Source organism: Sorangium sp. So ce145 (assembly GCF_051525985.1).
GTDB classification, from domain to species: Bacteria; Myxococcota_A; Polyangia; order Polyangiales; family Polyangiaceae; genus Sorangium; species Sorangium cellulosum_B.
In genome coordinates this window covers 4,892,971-4,915,319 of record NZ_CP150315.1, presented here as the reverse complement: position 1 = coordinate 4,915,319, position 22,349 = coordinate 4,892,971, and the positions used below count along the sequence as shown (strand labels likewise).

Below are 22,349 nucleotides of genomic sequence, written 5' to 3'. Positions count from 1 at the left end.
TCGTGACTGCATCCGTGCCTGGTCGGCGTGCGCGCGGCGGGCGCAGCGATTGGCCGTCCATGATGAGGACGGGGTCATCCGGGCGTGAAAGCGCGTGCGACGGCGTGCGCGCTGCCTCGACGTCGAACGCGGCTATCGGCTGAGCCTCGCTTAACCCGAGATTGGGTGGATGGAGGCGGTATGGGAGCTCAGCGCGCACGACGGCGTGACCGGGACGCTCCACGGCAGCCCGGGCGCGGCGGCGACATTTCGCTGGTGGGCGGGGTGCCGTTCAGCGCGGCGCCGGGCACCGCGGCCACTGCCGCGCCGTTCAGCGCGGCGGGCGACGCCGGCGCCGTCGGCCCAGCCGGAGCCCCGTCCGCCGGTGCGGCGGCGGTGTCGCCGGACGGCGCCGCTCGGCCAGCGCGGCCCTTGTAGAGGGACGGCGCGATCGAATCGGCGTCCCCTTCATCCCTGCGCAGGTACGCGATGGCGCGGCGGGTCTGGTCGTAGGCGTGGACGAGCAGCGAGAGCGCCCGCGCTCTCCTGTCCGCGGCCTCGGTCGGCCCGGGACTTTTGCCATGCTCCCTCACGCCGAGGGCCGCGAGGATCTGCGGCCCGATCTCCCCGGCGCGCCTCACTTCTTCCTCGGTCGCAGCCGTCCTGCCGGTGACCTCCGACCAGCTCGCGGTGAAGAGCGCCGAGAAGGCGACGAGGTCATTGGCCGTGTCGATGTACCCCTGAATAGCTCGGGTGCCGCTCGCTCCGTGACAGGCGCGCTGGATGTGGCGATGGTTGGACAGCACGTGCTGTGCCATGAACCAGAGAGTACCGTTACAGGCCACGGTCTCCCGTGCCGCGAAGGCTGCGGGGGAGCCTCCCCTGGACCGTGTCCGGTGCGATGAAGGCTGCGGGGGAGCCTCTCTCGGATGGTGTGCGGTGCGATGAAGGCTGCGGGGGAGCCTCCCCCGGACCGTGTCCGGTGCCGCGAAGGCTGCCGGGAGCCTCCCCTGGACCGTGTCCGGTGCCACGAAGGCTGCGGGGGAGCCTCCCCCGGACCGTGTCCGGTGCCACGAAGGCTGCGGGGGAGCCTCCCCTGGACCGTGTCCGGTGCCGCGAAGGCTGCCGGGAGCCTCTCCCGGACCGTGTCCGGTGCCGCGAAGGCTGCCGGGAGCCTCCCCCGGACCGTGTCCGGTGCCGCGAAGGCTGCCGGGAGCCTCCCCCCGGACCGTGTCCGGTGCCACGAAGGCTGCCAGCCTGCCCGGTTTCTCCTAAGCTCCGCCAGAGATGAGCGCGCTCCCTTCCCGCCGTGCGCTGTCCCTGGGCGCGGCCCTGATCGGCGCCGCGGCGCTCCTCACGCCGCTCGGCATCGCCTCGCTACGCCACGCTTCGGAGGAGCCGGTCGATGCCCCCGCAGCGGCGCTGCCCGCGCCCCCCGATGCAGCGACGGCGCTCGCGGATGGCGGAGACGGCCCTCTGGACGGCGACGCCGGCGCGCCTGCGCCGGCGGACGGCGCGGCCGCCCTCCTGGACGGCGGCTGGGACGCGGGCGGCGCGCGGTTCGAGCTGCCCGCGTGGTCCGCCGCGTCGCGCGCGGCCACCTACGGGGCGCTCTCGGCCGACGCTTGCGACAGGGAGATGAAGCGCCGGCGGATCCCGCACGCCCCGGCGCGCGGCGCCCCGCTGGTCGATCGGCCGATCAGGATCACCGGCGCGCTGCGCGGGGTCACGTTCCGCGGCGACGGCGTGGCGAAGCCCAGGTCGGCCTCCCCGTTCGACATCGCCGATTGCCGGCTGGCCCTCGCGCTCGACGATCTCGCCGCCTTCCTGGCGACCCGCGGGATCGTCGAGGTCGTGCACTTCAGCATGCACCGGCCCGGTCCAGCCGGCGCTGTGGCGCCGACGAAGGCGCCCGCGAAGCCGCCGGCAGGCAAGAAGACCCCCAAGGCCACCGGCAAGGCGGCGAAGCCGGGTGAGCGCGCCGCGAAGAAGCCGGCGCCGGCGCCCGGGCGCCCCAACCAGCACGCCCTCGGGCTCGCCATCGACGTGGCTGCCTTCGTGAAGGCCGACGGCACCCGGCTCGACGTGAAGGCCGACTGGCTCGGCGCCATCGGCGCGCCGCCGTGCGGCCCCGGATCGGAGCCGAAGGCGCCCAGCCCCCACGCGCTCGAGCTGCGGGAGATCGTCTGTTCCATTTCGACGAGCGGGTTGTTCAACGTCGTCCTCACGCCCAACGCGAACGAGGCGCACGCGGACCACTTCCATTTCGATATCAAGCGAGACGCGCGCTACTTTCTGCTGGAGTGAGCGCGTCTCGGCGCGGTGTCGCTCCGCGCCCACGCCGCCCTGGCCCGAGCGCAACGTGCCGGCGCCTCGGCGCGACCGAAGAGAGGTTGTGCACCGATCTCGATGAGCTACGGACTCGCAGGCTCATCGACCCTCTCGCCGAGCCTGCGCTTCATCCAAGCTGGAGCACCTCGACGTACTTTGATCGTCCCGTCTGCTTCACGCACAAAGTCGGGCGCAAGGACGATTGTGGACTTGGTTGGTCGAAACGCGGCAGGATCGGAGCGTGGTCCAGCATCTGGCCCGGCATACCATCCGATCTCTCCGCTTGGGAGCTTTCGTCCGATGATGAGACCGTCGCCGTCGCTCGGCCAATCGTCGGGCTTATGGATGCCGATCGTTCCATCCGCCTCTTGAACGATCACAGCCTCGGGTAGGCTGTCCAGACGACCGTGATAGCTCCTGATCTCTTCGGCGATGATCTCTTGGACGGTCGGTTCGACGTTGGAAGCAGGAGGCTCGGGCTCGGGGGCCTCGGGAACGCTGGACGGCGCGGCCTCTGGTTCCGCCGTGCCAATGGCCATACAGACATCCAGTTTTGCCCTGGTCGCGGCCAGGGCGCTTCGTTCGGCCTCGCACTCATCGTCGGCAGGCGTCGTGCCCGGAGACGTGGGGGACCCGCTAGAGCGACAAACGAGTTGAAACTGCCTGAAAGTGCAGAATTTCGAACCGCCAAGTCGCCAAGGACGCCAAGAACGGAGAATTATCTTGGCGTCCTCGGTGTCTTGGCGGTTCATTTCTCGCTCGATCAACGTGATCGGTGTCCTAGTACTACAGCCGTACTTGGTCCAAGGTGCGGCTGTAGGCATCAAAATCGTCGAGAAATCCCTGTCCGTCCGCCCGCCTACAGCCGCGGATGGGCCGCAAGTACGGCTGTAGTACTAGGGCATCGGGCGCATCACCGAAGCGATAAGGCCGACGGTGGCAGGGGCATGCCGGGTCAAGGCGGATGCCCGGCAGCGGCCCGCCCCACGTCCCAGTACGGCGTACGCCGGCGCTGCAAAACCCACATCGGACGCGAAGCTCGCTTCGCGGCACCCCCTCCCCCGAGCACCCCTCTCGGCGGTGCAATCTGGACAGACGCGGCACTTCGTGCGAACTCTTGATGAAGAACATGTCGGTCACGTGTCGCAGCCATGTTCGCGTCCTTTCTGCTGGCGAGGTCCACTGGCAAGAGTGGACCCCCTCCCGGAACGGCGGCGCGGACCAGCGCCCCGTGGTCCTGGTACACGGCCTGTCCGACAGCTGTCGGACCTGGAATCGACTCGCCCCCGCGCTCGCGGCGGCGGGGCGCCGGGTCGTCGCGCTCGACCTGCCCGGCCACGGCAACTCGGCTCGGCCCGACGCGCCCTATACGGTCGCGTGGTATGCGGGCGTGGTCGCTGAATGGATCCGTGCCCTCCGGCTCGGCGATTTCGATCTGGTGGGGCACTCGTTCGGCGGCAGCATTGCAATGTGCGTGGCCACCGAGCGGCCAGGGCGCATCCACCGCGTCGGGCTGGTCGCCGCGGGCGGCATCGGGACCGAGGTCGCGCTGCCGCTGCGCCTCGCCGCCGTGACCGGGCTGATCGAGCTGGCCGCGCCGGTGCTCATGGGCGTCGGCACGCACGCGGGGGTGCTGGTGCTCGGCGGCGATTTCAACGCGGAAGAGCGCAAGCACCTCGCCAGGATGAACGCGCGGCCCGGCACGGCGCGCGCCCTGTCGCGCACGCTCCGCCACGCGATCGATCTGCGCGGCCAGCGCCATCACCTCATGGACATCGCTCATCGGCTCCCGGAGATACCGCCGCTCGCCGTCTACTGGGGCGAGCGCGACCAGGTGATCCCGGCGCGCCACGCGGCGGACATCGACCGCTACATCGAAGGCGCGGCCGTGCGGCGCTTCGCCAAGGCGGGGCACTACCCGCACCGGGAGGCGGTGAGCGATCTGGCCCCCGATCTCCTCCGGTTCCTCGACGAGCCGCGGCCCACGCCGCGGCTGCGCGCCGGGGCGCGCGCCCCGCGCGCGTCCGCCGCGGCGGCCCGCTCACCGCAGGCCAGCGCCCGCTGGCAGCCCTGGCCGGACGCCGCGGTCAGGCGCTGGGCGCGGAGCTCGCCGTCTCCGCTGATGCGGCAGACACCGCAGCAGGACACCGGCGCCTCGGCATCTCCCGCCGACCTCGGCAGCCGCCCGCCGCCCGTTCCCTGCTAGCAAACACGCGCGCCGCGTTCTCCGACATCCGAACGTTCACGACCACGTTGGTGAGCGATGGTGGGGAGCGGGCTTCGGCCCTGGGCGCGATTGTCGGCCGCGCGCCTCCCCTTCCCTGTTGACGCCGCGCCCCCCGGTGCGGTTCTCTCGGGCGCCGGTGCAACTCGAATGTGAGACCTGCGGCGCCTCGCTGCGCGTTGAAGCGGACCAGCGTACCGCGGTGTGCCCCTACTGCGCGTCGCCCTCGGTGGTGGAGCGGCCGCCCTCCCAGGATCGGCCGTCGCCGCACTTCGTCGTCGGGTTCACCACGACCCGGGAGAGCGCGCAGGGCGCTGTCAAGGCGTGGCTGGGAAAGCGGAGCTTCTTCGTGCAGTCCAGCGTCAAGACGGCGACGATCGACGCGATCCGCGGCGTCTACACGCCCGCCTACCTGTACTCGGCGATGGCGCAGACGCGCTACGCGGCGCAGATCGGCGAGGACTACCAGCAAACCGAGACGTACACGACGACCGACGACAAAGGGAACAGCGTCACCCGGACGCGCGTCGTCACAAGGACCGAGCACCGGCACCTCGAAGGCCAGCACGCGACCTACATCATGGACGTGCTCGTCGTGGCATCTCGCGCCGTCCCGAACGCCGAGCTCGAGGCGATCGAGCCGTTCGACCTCCGCACGATGCGGCGCTACACGCCCGCGGTGCTCAGCGGCTGGATCGCCGAGGAGCCGACGATGACCCAGGCCGAGTGCTACGGCCTCGCGCGGCGAGAGGCGCTGGAGAAGATCGGCCGCGACCTCTCGGGCTTCATGCCCGGGGACAGCCACCACGGCCTGACGCACGAGACGCACCTCGACCGCGAGACGCTCGAGCTGCTCTATGTGCCCCTCTGGGTGCTCGCCCTCCGGCACGACCCGCAGAAGCCGCCCTTCCGGGTCCTCATCAACGGCCAGACCGGCGCGATCCACGGCAAGGCCCCCCTCTCCTGGATCAAGATCGCCCTCGCCGTCGTGCTCGTGATCGCGCTGATCGCGGCGCCGTTCGTCCTCGCCGCGCTACGCGACCGGGACCGCGATCCCGCCGAACGGCGCGGCGCCGCGCGGCCGCCCGCCCCCGCCGCCGCCCCCGCGCCGACCGAGCGCGTCCTCCCCGGGGGGAGCAGGCCCGCACCGACCGGAGGGGCGCGATGAGCGTGAACATGGACGTCGCCTCGGCCACCACGAGCGCCACGGGGCCGTGCTGCGCGCGCTGCCAGGGGCCGCTGGAGCCCGGGGACCTGCGCTGCGCCGTCTGCGGCCTCGCCGCGCCGCAGGGCCGCGCCCCGGCCCCGCAGGCGGTGCAGGTGCTGCGGTGCACCGAGTGCGGCGCCGCGGTCTCGTACTCGGCCGAGGCGCAGGCGCCGAAGTGCCGCTTCTGCGGCGCCGTCACGCGGATCGAGCAGCCGGTCGACCCGATCGATCAGGCCGACTGGCTGCTCCCGTTCGGGGTGCCCCCCGATCAGGCCGATCAGGCGCTGCGGCGGTGGATGTCGACGCTCGGCTTCTTCCGGCCGTCGGATCTCGCGCGCGCGGCGACCGTCGAGGGGCTGCGCCCGATCTGGTGGGCGGGCTGGCTCGTCAGCGCGGACGCCGTGGTGAGCTGGACGGCGGACTCGAACGCGGGCGCCCGGCTGAGCAGCTGGGCCCCGCACGCCGGACAGACGCAGCTGCCGTTCCGCAACCTGCTCCTGTCCGCCTCACGCGGGCTCTCGCTCGACGAGGCCCGGGAGCTCGCGCCGCACTTCCGGCTCGACCTGGCGGTGCCCGCCGCGCACCGGACACAGCAGCAGCTCGGCCCGCCCGACGCGGTGCTCGAGCAGTTCGACGCGCAGCGCTCGGCAGCGCGCAAGATCGTCAGCGAGCGGATCGCCGCCAGCGCGGAGGACGCCCTGACGCGAGGCGTGATCCCGGGGTCCACGTTCCGCAACGTGCACGTGGCGGTGCTCTTGCACGCGCTCGAGACGCGGCGGCTGGCGCTGCCGTCGTACGTGCTCGCCTACCGCTACAAGGGGCGCAGCTACCGCGCCGTCGTCCACGGCCAGGACGCGAGCCACGTCACTGGCACGGCGCCCATCGCGTGGGGCAAGGTGGCGCTGGTGGTCGCCGGCGCGCTCGCGCTCGTCGTGCTCGTGATCGGGGCGCTCGTGCTCGCCCGCGCGGCGTAGCTTCGCCCGCCCTCGGTCCTCTCCCCCTCCCCCAGATCCAGCGCTGCGCGGGCGCGGCGGGCCGCGCCAGACGCTGTGGCGGAATGCCTCGAGCGCACGCTCGGTGCGGCAGAGCAGAGCCATGATCCGCGCCCTCCTCCGCGCGCTCCGGCCATGGTCCGGATCTGGCACTGAGGCCGGAGCTCGATGGAGGAAACCATGGAAACTGGATCGCGGGAGAAGCTGCTGGAGATCCTCAAGAAGTTCCGGACTGCCATGCTCGTCACGCACGCCAGCCAGGGGGCGCTGCGGGCGCGTCCGATGGCGCTCATGAAGGTCGACAGCGACACCGGGGACGTCTGGTTCATGACGAGCATCGACTCGGGCAAGATCGATGAGATCGAGTCGCAGCCCGAGGTGAATGTGACCCTCCAGGAGGGGCGCCGCTTCCTGTCGCTGTCGGGCCGCGCCTCGATCGTGCGGAGTCGGACGAAGATCGAGGCGCTGTGGTCGGAGGAGGCGAAGGTGTTCTTCCCTCAGGGCAAGGACGATCCCTCCCTCGCGCTCATCCACGTGAGCCCGCGCGAGGGCGAGTACTGGGACAACGAAGGCGCGGCCGGGCTCAGGTTCCTCGTCGAGGCCGTCAAGGCGTACGTCACCGGGACGACGCCGAAGACCGACGCCGCCCAGCACGGGTCGGTGCCGCTGAACGGCGGGCAAGCCGGCGATGCCCGGGTGTCCGCGCGATAGCGATCCACGCCGTCGCGCCGCGGCTTGAGCGGGACGGAGCGTGGCGCATCCCTTGCTCTTCCTCGAGGAGACCGCGCCGCGCTCCGCTCCACCGGAGCGGAGGTGACGCGAGAACCCGTCAGCAACGAGGTTGGGCATGGGGATCTTCACGATGTCTCGTCGAGCTCAGATGGTCGTGGTCGCGGCGGCGGCGGTCGTCGTCATCGTCGGGCTGCGCTACGCGGAGCCGTTCCTCGTGCCGGTGCTGTTCGGCGTCGCGCTCGCGGCGATCTCGTCGCCCATCGCAACCTGGGTGACCCGCCGCGGGCTGCCCGCGGCCCTCGGGGCGCTGGCCGCGCTCGTGGTCGATCTGGCGATCCTGGTCTTCGTCGGGGCGGTGGTCACCATCGCCGGGGTGGAGCTGGAGGAGAAGGTGCCGGTCTACCTGGTCCGGATGTCCTCGATGACCGACGCGCTCGCCGTGACGCTCACGGAGCGCGGCTTCCCGGTGAACCCGGAGTTCCTCTCGCGCACGCTGCACACGGCGTCCCTGGTCCCCCTCCTCGGCGGGGCCGCGGTCACGGTCGCCAGCGCGGCGTCGAGCCTCGGGGTGGTGCTCCTCGTCGTGTTCTTCGCGCTCTGCGAGGGCGCCGGCGCGGGCGCGAAGGTGCGGCGGCTGCTCTCGACCCCCGCGCGCGGGCTCGAGCACGTCGATCGCATCGTGCGGGAGGTGAAGAAGTACCTCGTGGTGAAGACGCTGACGAGCCTGCTCGTCGCCGTCCTCGCCTACGTGCTCCTGGTCCTCCTGGGCGTGGACCTGGCGCTCCTCCTGGCGTCGAGCCTGTTCGTCCTGCACTTCATCCCCAACATCGGCGCGGCGGTCGCGACGATCCCGGCCGTGCTCGCCGCGCTGGCCAGCCAGGGCCCCGGCACCGCGGCCCTCGTGGCCATCGGGTACCTGCTGATCAACCTGCTGGTGGGCAACGTGCTCGAGCCGCGCGTGCTCGGGCGGACCCTGGGCCTGTCGCCCCTCGCCGTCCTGATCGGCATGCTCTTCTGGGGCTGGCTCTGGGGGCCGGCGGGAGCGCTGCTGTCGGTGCCCATCATGATGGTCGCGAAGATCACGCTGGAGAACGTGGAGGGACTGTCGTGGGTCGCGCGCATCATGGAGCCCGCGCCCGAGGAGCCAGAGACGGCTCCCGTCAGCGGCGAGCCGGCGCCAGGCTCGCTGCTGCGGCCGAGCGTCGCGGGGGCGCGGAGACCCGGGTAGCGATGCATGATCTCGTGCACCAGGTCTTCTCTCGAAGATCTGGCCATGCCCACGAGCGCCATCACCAGCACGACGTCGCATCAGCGATCCGAGAGCGAGCAGGCGCTGCCCGCGAGCGCCGATTTCCGCGCCATTTTCGAGGGGATCCCGGGAAATTACGTCGTGATCCGTCCGGATTTCACGGTCGTTGCCGCGAGCGACGCCTTTCTCCGGGCCGCGAACATCCGGCGCGAGGAGTTCCTGGGTCGCCACATCTTCGATGTCTTCCCGGACAATCCGGACGATCCGCACGCGACCGGCACGAGGAACCTGCGCGCCTCGATCGAGCGGGTGATCCAGATGCGCGCTCCCGACAGCATGGCCGTGCAGAAGTACGACATCCCGCGCCCTGAAGCGGAGGGAGGCGGCTTCGAGGAACGGTACTGGAGCCCCTTGAACTCGCCCCTCCTGGGGCCGGATGGCAGGGTCGCGTACATCATCCACCGCGTCGAGGACGTGACCGAGTTTGTCCAGCTGAAGCAGCGCGGGATCGAGCAGTGCCGGCGCACGGAGGAGCTGAAGACGCGGGCGGAGCGGGTCGAGGCGGAGGTCTTCCTCCGGGCGCAGGAGATCCAGCGCGCGAACGAGCAGCTCCGCGTGGCGAACGAGCAGCTCAGCCGGCTCGACGAGCTCAAGACCAGGTTCTTCTCGAACGTGAGCCACGAGCTTCGGACGCCGCTCACGCTCATGCTCTGCCCGATCGACGAGCTCCTGACCAGCGCGCCCGGCGGCCTCACGGACAGGCAGCGCGAGCTCGTCGAGCTCGCGCGCCGCAATGCGCGGCGGCTCCTCAAGCTCGTGAACACCCTGCTCGACTTCGCCCGGATCGAGGCCGCCCGGATGCAGGTCTCCTACGAGGCGCTCGACCTCTCGGCGCTGACCGCGGAGGTGGTCAGCGCGTTCCGCGCGGCCGTGGAGCGGGCGGGGCTCCGGCTCGTCGTGGACTGCCCGCCGCTCCCGGAGCGCGTCTACGTCGATCGCGAGATGTGGGAGAAGATCGTCCTCAACCTGGTCTCGAACGCGTTCAAGTTCACGCTCGAGGGCGAGATCGCGATCGCGCTTCGGTGGGCCGGCGACCACGTGCTCCTCGAGGTCCGCGATACGGGGACGGGGATCCCCGCCGACGAGCTCCCCCGGATCTTCGATCGCTTCCACCGGATCCAGGGGGCGCGCGGGCGGAGCCACGAGGGCTCCGGCATCGGCCTCGCGCTCGTGCGGGAGCTCGTCCGGTTCCACATGGGCGAGGTCCACGCGACGAGCGAGGTCGGCCGTGGCAGCACGTTCACCGTCCGCATCCCCGCCGGATCAGCGCATGTGCCCGCGGAGCGCATCGGCGCCGAGCGGGAGCTCGGCATGACGGCCGTGACGGTCCAGGCGTTCGTGGAGGAGGCGTCGCAGTGGGTCTGCGGGCCCGCGCCGCCGGCGGAGCTGCCGCTGGGGTCACCGGCGAGCGCAGGGAGCGCAGGGGACGCACGCCCGGCGGAGGGCCCGGCCGGCCACGTCCTGCTCGTCGAGGACAACCCCGACATGCGGAGCTACCTCAGGGACGTCCTTGCGACGCGGTGGACCGTGGAGGCCGTCGAGAACGGCGAGATGGCGCTCTGCGCTGTGCGCTCGCGTGTACCCGATCTCGTGCTCACCGACATCATGATGCCCGGGCTCGACGGGTTCGGCCTCCTCAAGGTGCTGCGGGCCGAGCCGAGGACGAGGCTCGTCCCGGTGGTGTTCATCTCGGCCCGATCCGGCGAAGCGTCGCGCGTGCACGGCGCCGAGGCGGGCGCGGACGATTACCTCGTGAAGCCGTTCTCGGTCCGCGAGCTGCTCGCGCGGGTCGGCGGGCGCATCGAGATCGCCAGGCTGCGCCGCCAGCTCGCCGAGGACGTCGAGCGCCTCCGCGAGAGCGAGCAGCGCTTCCGCTCCCTCGCCGACTGCGCCCCCATGATGATCTGGATGTCCGGGCCCTCCGGCGGGTGCGAGTACGTCAACACGACGTGGCTGCGCTTCACGGGGCGCTCCCTCGACGAGGAGCTGGGGGACGGCTGGCTCGACGCGGTCCACCCGGACGATCGCCAGCTCGTCGCGAGCGTGTGCGCCGAATCGATCGAGACGCACGAGCCGTTCATGCTGGAATGCCAGATGCTCCGCCGGGACGGCGAGAGCCGGTGGGTCGTGACGCAGGGCGCCCCGCGCTTCGGCGCCGCCGGAGCGTTCCTGGGGTTCGTCGGCTCGTCCCTGGACATCACCGAGCGCAAGCGCGTCGAGGACGCGCTGGCCGACGCGGATCGCCGGAAGGACGAGTTCCTGGCCATGCTCGGGCACGAGCTGCGCAACCCCATGGCGCCGATCTGCGTGGCCGTGGAGCTCCTCCGGCGGCGGAGCCACGGCGGGCCGCCGGATCAGCACATCGAGGTGATCGCGCGGCAAACGAGGACCTTGATGCGCCTCGTGGACGATCTGCTCGACGTGTCGCGCATCACCCGGGGAAAGATCGAGCTGCGCAAGGAGCGGATCGACGTCAAGGCCGCCGTGGCGCGCGCCGTGGAGTCGACGCGCGAGCAGATCGAGGCGCGGCGGCACCAGATCCGGCTCGTGCTGCCGGCGGCCGCCGTCCAGGTCCTCGGGGACGACGTCCGCCTCGAGCAGATCCTCGTCAACCTGCTCACCAACGCGTGCAAGTACACCGACCCCGGGGGCCACATCGGGGTGACGGTCGAGCAGCGCGGCGACCAGGTGGAGCTGCGCGTCCGCGACGACGGGATCGGGATCTCCAGGGAGGTGCTGCCCCATGTCTTCGAGCTGTTCCATCAGGCGGATCGCAGCCTCGATCGGGCGCCCGGCGGCCTCGGTATCGGGCTGACCATCGTCCGCGATCTGGTCGCCCTCCACGGCGGGAGCATCGAGGCGACGAGCCCGGGGCCAGGGCAAGGCAGCGAGTTCATCGTGCGTCTCCCCGTTGCGGCGGAGGAGCGCGCGCCCGCGGCGGCGGACGAGCGCCTACCCGCCGCGGCCGTCGGGGCGTCGTCCGCGCCCTCGAAGAACGCAGAGCAGCCGTCTCCGGCGGCGAGGAAGCTCCGCGTCCTCATCGTCGAGGACAACGTGGACGCCGCGAGCACCCTCGCCGACGCCTTGCTGGCCCTCGGGCAAGAGGTGTGGATCGCCGGCGACGGCCCGCGCGCGTTGAAGGCCGCGGCGGAGCATCGGCCCGATCTCGTGCTCCTCGACATCGGGCTCCCTGGGATGGACGGCTACGAGGTGGCGCGGCGCCTGAGGGAGGCTGAGCTGTGCTCGGGCGCGCTCGTCGCGCTCACGGGGTACGGGCAGGCGTCGGACCGCCGCCGCGCCGAGGCGGCAGGGTTCGACGCCCACTTCGTCAAGCCGATGTCGCTGGATGCGCTCGCCGGGGTCGTCGACGCTGCCGCGGCGTCCGGAGCCCGTCAGGGCGCCGCGGACGGCGCCGGCGCGAGCCCGAAGACGCGCTCGTGACGGGCGCTCACGTGGCAACCCATGCACGAGGCGACCCGGCCGGCGGAGGTCACCTCGCCCGCGGGCGTGACCGTGCCGTAGACCCAGCCTGCGTCGGTGCCGGGGGTGTCCGGCGCGACCTTGAGCACCACGTACGCGCCGGCGAGGCGCGACGCGCGGTAGACGCGATCGCCGTCACGCAGGATGGGGTCGAAGTGATCCGCGGCGTCCGGCGGGGTGGCGCCGGCGCCCGGGAGGGCGGCCGCCGCGCCGTCGTCCACCAGCTCCGGGACGAAGCTCTCCTTGACCAGGACCTGCCCGACCGGCTGGGCGACGGGCGCCTGTCCGTCGACGAGCGGATAGCGATCGCGGTGCTTGGCGAACACCGAGTAGAGCTTGCGGGCGTGGCCGCCGTCCTCGGCGGCGCTCATGCGGACGCGGCCGGGCAGCGGCATCCGGCACAGCCAGGGCGCCCAGCGGAGCTCGTCGTCGACGCGACCCCAGGGCTTGTAGTCGCGAAAGGCGGCGGCGATGAGCGGGGCGAGGCGGGGGTCGATCTCGGCCTCGGCGGTGCCCGTATCGGGCGGCGAGCCCGGCGCGTTCGCCGAGGACGAGGAGACGGGGGCCGGCGGGGGCGGTGCGCTCCCGGCGTCGTCCGGTGTGACGGGCTCGTCCAGGGCGTGGCTGCACCCGGGCGCGAGCGCGAGGAGCAGGAGCAGGAGCAGGGTGAGGCGCATGGAGCGGATCGTACGATCGGAGCGCCGGAAAGGTCTGCCGGGCAGCACGGTTGCGCGCGACGCGCGATCGCCGGGGGCGCAGGCGTTCGCGCACGCGCCGCAGCGCGGCCCGCCGGCGGCCGTGGTCACGGCGCGGACGGAGCAGGCCCGGCCGGCGGCGGCGCGGCGCGGGTCGGCTGGCAGCGAGGACAGAAGTAAGTCGACCGCATCATCGTCCCCTGCCGGCGCATCTGGATCGCGGCGCCGCAGTCGTAGCAGGCGTACCCCTCGCGGCCGTACACGCTGACTGGCCTCCTGCGGTCTCCGCCGGCGCGCGTCGTGCGTGTGGTCATGTAATGCGCGGTCGGTCCACGGTACGCGCTGGCGGCGTCTCGCGGCTCGACGTTGGCTTGCAGGAGGCCGCGGCCGACGTCGAGCATCGCGGAGAGCTCCTCGTCGGAGTACGCCCGGACCGGGGCGAAGGGGTCGAGCCGCGTCCGGAAGAGGAGCTCGCTCTTGTAGATGTTGCCGATGCCGGCGACGACGCGCTGGTCCATGACGGCGACGCCGAGCGGCACCTCGTCGAGGGCGCGCAGGCGGCGGAGCGCCTCGGCGGCGTCGAAGGCGCCGCCGAGCAGATCCGGGCCGAGGCCGCCGAGGAGGCGATCGCCGCGCAGGGCGCTCGCGCGGAGCAGGCGCGCGACGGGCGCGCGGAAGCAGACGGCGACGTAGCCGGGGACCGCGAGGATGGCCGACGCCGTCGCCTCGGACCGCTTCCAGCGCTCGCCCTCGCGGTAGAGGTGCCAGGCCCCGCTCATGCGCAGGTGCGTGTGGAGGACGGTCCCCTCGTCGAAGAAGATCAGGAGGTTCTTGCCGCGCGCCTCCACGCGCTCGACGCGGCGTCCGACGAGCCGGCGGCACGGCTGGTCGCTCCGGGGCAGCTCCAGCGCGACGACGGGCGCGCCCGTGAGCGCGGGGCCGAGGGCGGCGGCGATGCGGAAGAGGGTGTCGCCTTCAGGCATGTGCGGTGTCCGGAGGCTCTGGTGCGGACCGGCCGGATCGCAAGGGGCACGAGCGGAAGGGTCAGGCCCTCACCGCATCGCCGGCCTCGTTTCGCGCTCGCCTGAACATGGTTGCTCCCCTCCTCGATTCGCGGCAGTCGAGCGTCGCGACCATGGAGAACCCCTCGATGCCTCACCCGACCTGGTGCCCCATCGCCCTGCTGGCAGCGTCGCTCTGCGCGTGCGCCGCGCCCGCGCCCCCGCCCGCGTCGACCGAGCGTCCGATCGCCGTGCCCATCGCGCCCGCGGCGCCGCCGGCCGCTCCGGAAGCCCCGCCCGACGCGGCCTCGCCGCCGGAGGTCGAGATCCGAGGCCACCAGATCCTCCTGGACGGCCGGCTCGTCGGCGACGCGAAGAGCATCGCCGAGCTCGGCCGGTTGACCAAGGTCGACGAGCTGTTCGTGCAGCTGGACGCGCGCCGCGCCCGCGAGAGCGACCGCGGCGCGCCCGCGCAGGGTGAGATCGCCGTCGTGGCGGACGGAGCGGTCGCCTGGATCGTCATCGAGAGCGTATCCCGCACGGCGGCCTTCGCGGGCTACCCCCTGGCGCTGCTGCGCACCGGCGTGGGCGGGCTCCGCTTCCGCACGCCCATGCCCGGCCCTCCCGAGGAGAGCGCCTCGGAGCCGCCGCGGTTCGAGTTCGCCGTCGATGTCCGCGAACGCGACGTGGAGCTGAGCCTCTTCGAGCTGACCGTCGCCCCGCCGAGCGCATCGGAAGGCGGCGGCTTCGTCCGGACGCTCGTGAAGCGCGAGGTCGTGGGCCCGCAGCGGGAACGCGCCTCCGCCGCGCTCGCGGAGCTCGCCGAAGCCGCGTGCGCGAAGGCGCCGCGGACCTGCCTCGACCGCATCGGTCTGCGCGCCGTGCCAGGAGCGAGCCTCGCGGACGTCAAGGAGATCGTGTCGACCACCCTCGCCCGCGCGCGGCAATGGAAGGAGCGACCGCCCGGCTCGAAGCCGGAGATCCTCCTGCTCGGAGCCCTCCCCCGCGAAGGCCGGTTCACCGGCCCGCCAGGAGCGCCGCCCTCGCTTCGCATGACATCGATGGACGTCTCGGGCCGGCTGCAACCCACGGAGATCCAGCAGGCCGTGCGCGCGCGGTTCGGTGGGCTGCGCAAATGCTACGAAGACGGGCTGCGCCGCGATCCCAACCTCGCTGGCCGGATCGCGGTGCGCTTCGTCATCGGCAGGGACGGCAAGGTGACCACCGTCACGGAGGGCGCTCTGCCGCCGGCCAGCTCCCCGCCGTCGGCCGCGAGCGCGCCCATGCCGGATCGCGCGGTCGTGAGCTGTGTCCTGCGCGAGTTCGAGAAGCTCACGTTTCCGGCGCCCGAGGGCGGCGTCGTCACGGTGGTGTATCCCCTCATGTTCTCGCCAGGCTCATGACGCCGAAGGGGTAGCGCGGGCAGCCTCCGCGCGTGCCGCGGGCGGCTCCGCCGCGCTCAGGCCTTTCGATCCGCGCGCGGGCTGATCACATACCCCTTCCGCGCCAGCGCGTGCCGGAACCCGGCTTGCAGGTCCCGGTGCGTCGCGAGCTTGCCGAACTCGATGCCGAGCTCGATCACGGTGCGGGCGATGCTGGGCGAGGCGCCGACGACGCTGCACTCGGCCCCGAGGAGCCCCGCGGCGCGCGTGGCCTGGAGCAGGTGGTTGGCCACCGCGCTGTCGACCGACGTGACGCCGGTGATATCGATGATGACGAACTCGGCGTGGTGCCGCTCGACCGCGGCGACGAGCGACTCCACGAGCTGGGCGCCGCGCGAGCTGTCCATCTGGCCGACGAGCGGGACGACGAGGATGCCCGGGTGGATGGGGATGCTCGGCGTCGAGAGCTCCTGGATGAGCTCGATCAGCCGCCGCTGGGTCTCCAGGAGGATCGACTCCTGGCGCTGCGCGTCCTCGATCTTCTTGCGCTCGGTGATGTCCTCGATGAGCCCGAGGAGATAACGGCCCTTGCCCGTGGCGTCCTCCATGGGGATGAACCGGGCGCGGCCGATGCGGTCCCCGAAGCGCTTCGAGGGGACGCGGAGCTCCGGGACCTCGACCGGCACGCCCCCCGCGAGGACGGCGCGGCTCTCGGCGTCGATCTTCGCGGCCAGCGCCTGCGGCAACAGGTCGCTGGCGCACAAGCCGATCAGCTCGCCTGGCGCGTGGCCATGGAACTCCTCGAAATTCCTGTTCACCCGCACGTAACGGAGCTCCTCCGCGTCCTTGACGAAGAGCATGAGCGGGAGGTGCTCGACGATGCCGTCGAGGAGGAGGCGCGCGCTCTCGAGCGACGCCGCCGTCGCCCGGCGCTCGGTGACGTCGTCGTAGATCACGGCGACGCACCGATCTCCCACGGGGAACGACCACGTCGTCATGACGCGCGTGCCCTCCTCCAGAGGGAGGATCACCTCGCTCTCGTCGGTCCCGCCGGCGCGGATCAGCTCCGCCAGGCGCTGAGGAATGCCGATCTGCCGCAGGCTGGGGACGCTCTCGTCCATCGTCTGGCCGAGCATCGCCGCGGTGGGCCGGCTGGCGATCCGCTCGGAGGCGCGGTTCATGTAGACGTACCGGAGCGACCGGTCATCCTCCGGGGCCTCGAGGGCGAGGAAGGTGCAGCCGAGGTGCATGGACTCGACCACCTGCGCGCACCGGCGCTGGTGCTCCCGGGCGTGGCGCTCCCCTCCATCGATGAGGCGGAGCAGGGCGCCGCGGCCGCCGCCGATCGAGCAGGCGAGCCCGCGGAGCATCCACCGCGGCGCGCCGCGGCCCTCGTCCGGGAGGTCGATCTCGGCGCGATCGACCTCGCCCGAGAGGAGCGCCTGGATCCGGGCGACGTCGGCGGCCGCGGGCGCCAGCGACAGGAGCACGCGATCGCCCTCCGGCGACAGCGGCAGGCTCGGCGCCCCGAGCCCCGAGAGGAGGCGATCGAGCCGCTCGTTCTTGCACAGGACGGCGCCCCGCGCGTCGATGACGAGCGCGGGGTCGTCCAGGGCCTCGATCAGGAGACGTGGATCGATGTGAAGAGTCTCTGCGCGATCTTCGGCTGTCGTCTGCACGCACCCACCCTGTGAGCCAGATGCGATGGCCGAGCGTGGCCCCCGCTGCTGAATGGTCACAACCGGGCGCATCATCGCTCCGTTCTCGCGCTTCTGCACCCTCCGGGTGAGCAGAGTCGCCGAAAAAGGGAGACGGCGTTCGCGCCGGAGTCGCTCTCCGGCGCCGGAGCGAGCTCGACGGCGCGGGGCCCTGTCAGCTCGCGGTCACGCTGGCGCGGCTCTCCTGCGGCGGCTGCGGCGCCATGCGCCGGATACAGTAGCTCAGGGCAGCCCGCAGATCGCGTTGCGTCGAGATCGTCGAGAGATCGAGCCCCAGCGCGACCATCGTCTGCGCGACGTTCGGCTTGATGCCGGCGACGATGCCTTCGGCGCCGAGCAGGCGGATCGCCGCCACGAGCTCGATGAGATGGCTCGCCACCTTCGTGTCCACCATGTCGACCCCGGTCAGATCGAGGATCGCGAAATGGGCTTGTTTTTCCGTGATACGCGCGAGCAGCGCATCCATCACCTCGGCCGTCCGCACGCTGTCGACCACGCCGATCATGGGGAGCGTCAGCACGCCGTTCCACACCTCGATGATCGGCGTGGAGAGGTTGCGGATCACCTCCTGCTGCTTCTCGATCTGAGAGAGCCTGGCCCGCAGCTCTTCCTGCGTGCGCTTCACCGCGCTGACGTCGAGCGAGAACCCGAGCACCGCGTCGACCTCGTCGCGCCCGTTGAGCACGGGGACGACCCAGCTCTCCCAGTGGACGCCGTGCGCCGTGTTGTGGTCATGGGCCATCGCGCCGGCGAGCGCTCCCCGCAAGATGATGCGGTCTTTCTCGGGATAGAGCTCGAGCAGGTTCTTCCCGAGGAGCGCGCCCCTCGCGAGCCCGGCGGCGTCGAGCCCCTTGCCGTCGTGGTAGATGACGGTCCCCTCGGTGTCGATCGCCCAGATGACGACCTGCAGGCTGTCTGCCAGGCCGTCGAGGAGCCGCTCCTTGAGGCTCGGCTCTGCCGGGCCGCGCTTGCCGTCGGCGTCGGCCTGCCGCAGCGACCCGTGGATCGTGCCCCCCTCGGGCGCCCGGCTCGCGTTGCACGTCAGACGCCGGTAAGCGCCCTGAGCGTCCATCAGGCGCACATCGAACTGCACCGGCTCTGTTTGCTCCTTCAGCCGGATCCACGCAGCGGCGAAGTCGGCGCGATCCTCCGCATGGACGAGCGCCGTGAGCGAATCGCCATGCGCTATCCCGGCCCCCAGCGCCTGACGGAGCGCGCCGCTCGCGTGCAGCACAGCCCCATCGATCCCCGCGATGAAGAGCATCTCTGGACAGGATGCGAGAAATGTATGCAGTAGCCCCGAAGTGGCGTCCATTTCGTTCGCCATGGTTTCCCTCCCGTACGTCCCCCCTCAACAAGATGGCTTGTATCAGAAGCGCATCGTGGTTGGGAAGCTGCGCTCCGGGCTCCGCACCTGCGACGGGCTGCAGCCGAACTGCGCCGCGAACGCCTTAGAAGTTTCGCGGCGGAGGCGACCGTGATGGGCCGAGGTTCGCGGCGATGAAGCGGAGCGCGCGCTCGACCGGCGCTCCGAGCGTGGGGCGACCTACCAGTTCACCCCCGGCGCGGCTACGCTGGCCGCTCCAGACCGGCCCGGGCTGCGCTGCCGATGAACCCCACCCTCGATCTCCTCGACCTCGATGTATCCTACTCTTACACGCACGCCGTCCGGCTCCTCAGCCTGGACAGGGCAACGCCTTTCTGGCCCGATCTCGGGCTCCGCATCGACGATGTCGAGGCGGTGAAGGCGGCCGCGCGCCGCTGCGTCCGGGCGGAGATCGCGATCGAGGCGCTGGACGACGAGGAGCGGGACTACGAAGCCATGATGGCGGTGCACATCGCGGCGTTCCTCGCCGAGGTGGAGCGCTCCCTGGGCACGGCGGCCGCGGCGCAGATCCGAGCGTGGATCGAGGAGCGCTACTTCGTCCTCGACCGGCTGCCTGACTGGCGGACCATGTGGCAGGTGCTCGTCGTGTGGCTATCGCGCCGCAAAGAGCACCGCGTCGCGCGCTTCGGCCTGCCGCTCGACAAGATCGCCAAGCTCTTCCAGATCGCCCGAGCGTGGGCGGAGACCGAGGAGGCGCTCGATCGGCGCATCGACGAGGCGGAGGCGCTCCCGCTGGAAGGATGGGACGCCGAGGCCTACGCGGCGTACCGCGGCGACGACTCCGACCTGAGCCCCCTCACCGCGCTATCGCAGCACCTGGTCGCGCTCGAGTTCGAGCGCACCTGGGGCGCGATCCGGCGGCTGCTCGGCCCGGCGGAGATGGACGCGCTCGAGCGCTGGGGGCAGGCCGAGGTGCTGGCCCACATGGAAACGATCTCGCCCCACTCGGCGTGGATCCCGCCGGAGGGCCGCAGCCTGTCGTGAGCGCGGCGCTCGCCGCAGGTGCGGCTCGGTCCCGTGCGCCGGGCCGTGCGTTTTCCAACCAACCCCGAAGAGCTCCCCGCAATTCTGGGTATGAGCACCCACGTTCCTCCCGCGGACGCCACCCGCTCCGCTACCTGGAATTCCGTTCACACCGCAGCGCTTCAGACGCTCCCGCGTTCGCTCCGGCTCCTGGGGGTCGCCGCGCCCGACATCGACGACCTGGTCCAGGACGTCCTCCTTGCGGCGTACGAGAGCCTGGATCGGTTCGATCCCGACTACCCCGCCTCCGCCTCGCCGCCGCCTCCGCGCGAGGCCGACTCGGCGGTCGATCCGCCGCGGCAGGCGCCGGAGCCGGGGCCCGGCGCTCCGGTGATCGAGACGCCCCACCGCCCGTGCCCTGCTGCTCCCCGGGCGGTGCCACGGGCCAGGGAGGCCAGCGAGCGCGATGACACGTTCGCGGAGGAGCTGCGGCTGCTCACCGCGGCGCGAGAGCGCCTCACCGCCGGTGATCCCGCCGGGGCGCTCCGGCAGATCGCCGTGCACGAGCAGCGGTTCCCCGGGGGCCAGCTGAAGAACGTGCGGGAGCGGCTTCGTACGGTCGCCCTGGCGCGCGTCGCCGCCCCGGAGCAGGGCGCGACGGGGAGCGAGCCGTCGCGATGAGCGGGCCCTGCGGCAGACCGAGGTTCGGCGCGCGCCTGGCCCGGTGCGGCATCGGTCCGCGCGGGGGCGCGAGGTGGCCGGCGCGCGCCGCCGTCGCGGTGGCCACGGCGGCCATGGTCCTGCTCCGTGTCGCGGAGGGGCACGCCGCGCCGGATCTGCCGCAGGCTGCGATGCGGCTGGAGGTCGTGCTGGGCCCCGGCGCCGAGGGCTGCGCCGGCGAGGCGCACCTGCGCGCGGAGGTGGCGCGCGGGCTCGGCGGCGATCCGTTCCAGGACGACGCGCCGCGGGTGCTCACGCTCAGCATCGCGCGGGAGGGGCCGGAGCTCACGGCCTCAATGGCCCTGCGCGAGGGCGAGGGCGCGGGCGATACGGCCTGGGCCGAGGGGTTCAGCACCCGGAGCGGCTGCGCGGAGCTGCTCACCGGCGTGGCCCTCGCGATCGTGGCGCGTATTCTGGCCACGCCGGAGCGGGCGCCACCGCCCTTCGAGCCCTTGCCGCCGCCTTCACCGCCGCTTCCTCAGGGGCGCCAGGCCAAGACGCCAGCGCTGCTGGAGTCGACGCCAGCGCCGACAGAACGCTGGCGACTGGAGGCGGGGCTCGGGGCGACCCGCGGCCTGGGGATCACGCCGGGGGCCGTGGCCGGCATGACCATGTCTGTCGGCGTTCGCCGGCCCGACTGGTCGGTCGCGGTGGAAGGGCGGGGGCTCGTCTCGCTGGCGCAGGAGGTGGAAGCGGTGCCCCTCGGCACCAGCGCTTTCACGATGGCTGCCGTGGCATGCCTTCGCAGCAGCCGCCTGTTTGGCTGCGGGGTCGCAACAGGTGGCGTCGTCCGGTTCTCCGCTCGGAACCCGTGGAACCTGGCCTTGCGCAACGACGCCCTGCTAGGGTGCGGGGCGCGGCTCGGCAGCGACTGGCCCCTTTCGGACAGGTGGTCCGCATACGGTTACGCGGAAGCTACCGTCATCGTGGCGGGTGCGGTGCTCCGGCGCCAGAGCGATCCGCGCACCGCCCCTGGAGCCATCACGTGGTCGTCACCTCCGCTTGCTGCGGCGCTCGGGCTCGGAATCAATGCGGCATTCTGAACAGGCTCGTCCACATCGTGTCCTTCTCGCAAAGAAACTCCGAGAGACATGGGAATTATCAAAGGAAATTCACAATGCTCGAAGTGTCCCGGCGACCCCGGCGGCGTCACGACCTCCTTCGCGGCGCCCGACGGCTGGGACGGCGCCTGCACCGCCGCGAACGCGATCCCCGCCGGCCAGGATTGCGGCGGGAAGCCGTGCGTGCAGTCGGTCTCCATCGGGGCGCCGATCGTGACGGCGACCGGCGCATGCACACCCAGGGTGGACGAGTCGCCACCGCCGGCGCTCCTCGATCCCTGGCAGACCCGGGCGCTCGCCTGCGTGCCCGGCGCCTACACGGAGTGCCTGGGCGACCGGAGCACCTGCATGCCGTCGCCCGACCAGCCCGGGGTCCCGCCGCCCGGCGGCTTCCTGACGTGCATCTTCCACGAGGGCGACGTGACGTGCGAGGCGCCCTACCTGGACAGGCACGTCTTCTACGGCGGCGCCGAGGACACGCGCGGCTGCTCCGAGTGCGGCTGCGGGGAGCTGGAGGGCGCGTCGTGCACCGTCATGGCGTCGGTCTACAGCGACGGCGCGTGCGGGGACCTGCTCGTGTCCGCCGTCGTGAGCTCGACGACGCCATTCTGCGGGGTCACGCCGCCCGGCGTCGCCCTCGGCAGCAAGTCGGCGGAGGTCGTCGCCGTGGATCCCGGCGGCTGCGCCCCGAGCGGCGGCGAGCCCACCGGCGAGCTGCTGCCGGCCGAGCCGTCGACCTTCTGCTGCCAGGCATAAAGCCCGCGAGAAGAACAGGCGATCATCGCCTCGCGCTCGGCAGAGCAGCTCACCCGATCCGCGAGCTCTCCGCGCTCCTCGTCGCGGAGGGCCGCGCCCAGGGCGCCTCCAGCACGCCACGACGCCGCCGGCGAGAGCGACCCCGATCTTAGGTCGACTCTGAGCGTCACCCGGAAACGGTTGGCCAGCTGTGAGACGACCCTCCAGCGTCGCGATCACCATGCTCAGAAGAGAGAGGGACATCCCCACGTCAACGAAGACAAACGCACACCTTCGCCTGTGCCAGAGCTCACGGAGCAATGCAAAGTCGAATCGCAAGCGAGCGAGCTAGAGAGGCTGGCCATGGACTGCAGGCTCTTCAGTGGAATGTTCGGTGTATACAAGGCCATACTCGGCAGCAGCACGATTGACT

General features: G+C 72.0%; 18 protein-coding genes. 12 read left to right on the top strand and 6 right to left on the bottom strand.

What is annotated here, in order from left to right:
• Positions 1 to 188 precede the first annotated feature (188 nt).
• Positions 189 to 797 (bottom strand): hypothetical protein, encoded by a 609-nt coding sequence (locus WMF34_RS18170; RefSeq protein WP_437994040.1) that lies wholly within the window; start codon positions 795 to 797, stop codon positions 189 to 191.
• A gap of 469 nt (positions 798 to 1,266) precedes the next feature.
• On the opposite strand from WMF34_RS18170, the gene WMF34_RS18165 reads away from it, so the two are divergent.
• A complete protein-coding gene (locus tag WMF34_RS18165; protein WP_437994039.1) occupies positions 1,267 to 2,286 on the top strand; it encodes an extensin family protein in 1,020 nt (339 codons plus the stop codon).
• 107 nt (positions 2,287 to 2,393) lie between these two features.
• Here WMF34_RS18165 and WMF34_RS18160 read toward each other — a convergent pair whose 3' ends face one another.
• The gene (locus WMF34_RS18160) at positions 2,394 to 2,849 is read right to left on the bottom strand and encodes a hypothetical protein (RefSeq protein ID WP_437994038.1); all 456 of its coding nucleotides are present in this window, start codon (positions 2,847 to 2,849) and stop codon (positions 2,394 to 2,396) included.
• A 590-nt stretch (positions 2,850 to 3,439) separates the two neighbouring features.
• Here WMF34_RS18160 and WMF34_RS18155 point away from each other — a divergent pair.
• The 6 genes from WMF34_RS18155 (at position 3,440) to WMF34_RS18130 (ending at position 12,215) form a co-directional block, all read left to right on the top strand.
• On the top strand, positions 3,440 to 4,516 hold the full coding sequence (locus WMF34_RS18155) for an alpha/beta fold hydrolase (RefSeq protein ID WP_437994037.1): 1,077 nt from the start codon (positions 3,440 to 3,442) through the stop codon (positions 4,514 to 4,516).
• A gap of 118 nt (positions 4,517 to 4,634) precedes the next feature.
• Positions 4,635 to 5,702, top strand: coding sequence for a hypothetical protein (locus tag WMF34_RS18150; protein ID WP_437994036.1), 1,068 nt, complete (start codon positions 4,635 to 4,637; stop codon positions 5,700 to 5,702).
• A gap of 8 nt (positions 5,703 to 5,710) precedes the next feature.
• Positions 5,711 to 6,715 carry a zinc ribbon domain-containing protein gene (locus tag WMF34_RS18145; protein WP_437994035.1) on the top strand — a complete coding sequence of 335 codons (1,005 nt, stop codon included), beginning with the start codon at positions 5,711 to 5,713 and terminating at the stop codon, positions 6,713 to 6,715.
• 198 nt (positions 6,716 to 6,913) lie between these two features.
• Complete coding sequence (locus tag WMF34_RS18140; RefSeq protein ID WP_012236139.1) at positions 6,914 to 7,444, top strand: pyridoxamine 5'-phosphate oxidase family protein; 531 nt, start codon at positions 6,914 to 6,916, stop codon at positions 7,442 to 7,444.
• Positions 7,445 to 7,595: 151 nt separating this feature from the next.
• Entirely contained in the window at positions 7,596 to 8,693 is a 1,098-nt protein-coding gene (locus WMF34_RS18135; protein WP_012236138.1) for an AI-2E family transporter, read from the top strand.
• 45 nt (positions 8,694 to 8,738) lie between these two features.
• Positions 8,739 to 12,215 (top strand): ATP-binding protein, encoded by a 3,477-nt coding sequence (locus tag WMF34_RS18130; RefSeq protein WP_437994034.1) that lies wholly within the window; start codon positions 8,739 to 8,741, stop codon positions 12,213 to 12,215.
• Here the strand turns inward: WMF34_RS18130 and WMF34_RS18125 are convergent.
• Together WMF34_RS18125 and WMF34_RS18120 are read right to left on the bottom strand one after the other, a co-directional pair.
• The gene (locus WMF34_RS18125; protein ID WP_157906742.1) at positions 12,167 to 12,931 is read right to left on the bottom strand and encodes a hypothetical protein; all 765 of its coding nucleotides are present in this window, start codon (positions 12,929 to 12,931) and stop codon (positions 12,167 to 12,169) included. The genes WMF34_RS18130 and WMF34_RS18125 overlap by 49 nt on opposite strands.
• A gap of 125 nt (positions 12,932 to 13,056) precedes the next feature.
• On the bottom strand, positions 13,057 to 13,932 hold the full coding sequence (locus WMF34_RS18120; protein WP_044965184.1) for a DNA-formamidopyrimidine glycosylase family protein: 876 nt from the start codon (positions 13,930 to 13,932) through the stop codon (positions 13,057 to 13,059).
• A gap of 167 nt (positions 13,933 to 14,099) precedes the next feature.
• Here WMF34_RS18120 and WMF34_RS18115 point away from each other — a divergent pair, with 167 nt between their 5' ends.
• On the top strand, positions 14,100 to 15,353 hold the full coding sequence (locus WMF34_RS18115; RefSeq protein ID WP_437994033.1) for an AgmX/PglI C-terminal domain-containing protein: 1,254 nt from the start codon (positions 14,100 to 14,102) through the stop codon (positions 15,351 to 15,353).
• Between the two features lie 56 nt (positions 15,354 to 15,409).
• On the opposite strand, the gene WMF34_RS18110 is transcribed toward WMF34_RS18115, so the two are convergent.
• Complete coding sequence (locus tag WMF34_RS18110) at positions 15,410 to 17,011, bottom strand: PAS domain-containing protein (protein WP_437994032.1); 1,602 nt, start codon at positions 17,009 to 17,011, stop codon at positions 15,410 to 15,412.
• 193 nt (positions 17,012 to 17,204) lie between these two features.
• Positions 17,205 to 18,314 (bottom strand): STAS domain-containing protein, encoded by a 1,110-nt coding sequence (locus WMF34_RS18105; protein WP_437994031.1) that lies wholly within the window; start codon positions 18,312 to 18,314, stop codon positions 17,205 to 17,207.
• Positions 18,315 to 18,659: 345 nt separating this feature from the next.
• On the opposite strand from WMF34_RS18105, the gene WMF34_RS18100 reads away from it, so the two are divergent.
• From WMF34_RS18100 to WMF34_RS18085, 4 genes are all read left to right on the top strand, one after another.
• Positions 18,660 to 19,421, top strand: coding sequence for a hypothetical protein (locus tag WMF34_RS18100; protein WP_012236131.1), 762 nt, complete (start codon positions 18,660 to 18,662; stop codon positions 19,419 to 19,421).
• A 90-nt stretch (positions 19,422 to 19,511) separates the two neighbouring features.
• The gene (locus WMF34_RS18095) at positions 19,512 to 20,081 is read left to right on the top strand and encodes a sigma factor (RefSeq protein ID WP_044965182.1); all 570 of its coding nucleotides are present in this window, start codon (positions 19,512 to 19,514) and stop codon (positions 20,079 to 20,081) included.
• Entirely contained in the window at positions 20,078 to 21,163 is a 1,086-nt protein-coding gene (locus WMF34_RS18090; RefSeq protein ID WP_437994030.1) for a hypothetical protein, read from the top strand. Before WMF34_RS18095 ends, WMF34_RS18090 begins: the two co-directional genes overlap by 4 nt.
• Before the next feature lie 48 nt (positions 21,164 to 21,211).
• Positions 21,212 to 21,937, top strand: a complete 726-nt coding sequence (locus WMF34_RS18085; RefSeq protein WP_437994029.1) for a hypothetical protein — start codon at positions 21,212 to 21,214, stop codon at positions 21,935 to 21,937.
• Positions 21,938 to 22,349 lie beyond the last annotated feature (412 nt).

What these genes read in the sequence shown, in the direction of transcription:
- WMF34_RS18170 (WP_437994040.1), bottom strand. Translation starts at nt 797, where the DNA reads ATGGCACAGCACGTGCTGTCCAACCATCGCCACATCCAGCGCGCCTGT.
- WMF34_RS18165 (WP_437994039.1), top strand. Translation starts at nt 1,267, where the DNA reads ATGAGCGCGCTCCCTTCCCGCCGTGCGCTGTCCCTGGGCGCGGCCCTG.
- WMF34_RS18160 (WP_437994038.1), bottom strand. Translation starts at nt 2,849, where the DNA reads ATGGCCATTGGCACGGCGGAACCAGAGGCCGCGCCGTCCAGCGTTCCC.
- WMF34_RS18155 (WP_437994037.1), top strand. Translation starts at nt 3,440, where the DNA reads ATGTCGGTCACGTGTCGCAGCCATGTTCGCGTCCTTTCTGCTGGCGAG.
- WMF34_RS18145 (WP_437994035.1), top strand. Translation starts at nt 5,711, where the DNA reads ATGGACGTCGCCTCGGCCACCACGAGCGCCACGGGGCCGTGCTGCGCG.
- WMF34_RS18140 (WP_012236139.1), top strand. Translation starts at nt 6,914, where the DNA reads ATGGAAACTGGATCGCGGGAGAAGCTGCTGGAGATCCTCAAGAAGTTC.
- WMF34_RS18135 (WP_012236138.1), top strand. Translation starts at nt 7,596, where the DNA reads ATGTCTCGTCGAGCTCAGATGGTCGTGGTCGCGGCGGCGGCGGTCGTC.
- WMF34_RS18130 (WP_437994034.1), top strand. Translation starts at nt 8,739, where the DNA reads ATGCCCACGAGCGCCATCACCAGCACGACGTCGCATCAGCGATCCGAG.
- WMF34_RS18125 (WP_157906742.1), bottom strand. Translation starts at nt 12,931, where the DNA reads ATGCGCCTCACCCTGCTCCTGCTCCTGCTCCTCGCGCTCGCGCCCGGG.
- WMF34_RS18120 (WP_044965184.1), bottom strand. Translation starts at nt 13,932, where the DNA reads ATGCCTGAAGGCGACACCCTCTTCCGCATCGCCGCCGCCCTCGGCCCC.
- WMF34_RS18115 (WP_437994033.1), top strand. Translation starts at nt 14,100, where the DNA reads ATGCCTCACCCGACCTGGTGCCCCATCGCCCTGCTGGCAGCGTCGCTC.
- WMF34_RS18105 (WP_437994031.1), bottom strand. Translation starts at nt 18,314, where the DNA reads ATGCTCTTCATCGCGGGGATCGATGGGGCTGTGCTGCACGCGAGCGGC.
- WMF34_RS18100 (WP_012236131.1), top strand. Translation starts at nt 18,660, where the DNA reads ATGAACCCCACCCTCGATCTCCTCGACCTCGATGTATCCTACTCTTAC.
- WMF34_RS18095 (WP_044965182.1), top strand. Translation starts at nt 19,512, where the DNA reads ATGAGCACCCACGTTCCTCCCGCGGACGCCACCCGCTCCGCTACCTGG.
- WMF34_RS18090 (WP_437994030.1), top strand. Translation starts at nt 20,078, where the DNA reads ATGAGCGGGCCCTGCGGCAGACCGAGGTTCGGCGCGCGCCTGGCCCGG.
- WMF34_RS18085 (WP_437994029.1), top strand. Translation starts at nt 21,212, where the DNA reads ATGGGAATTATCAAAGGAAATTCACAATGCTCGAAGTGTCCCGGCGAC.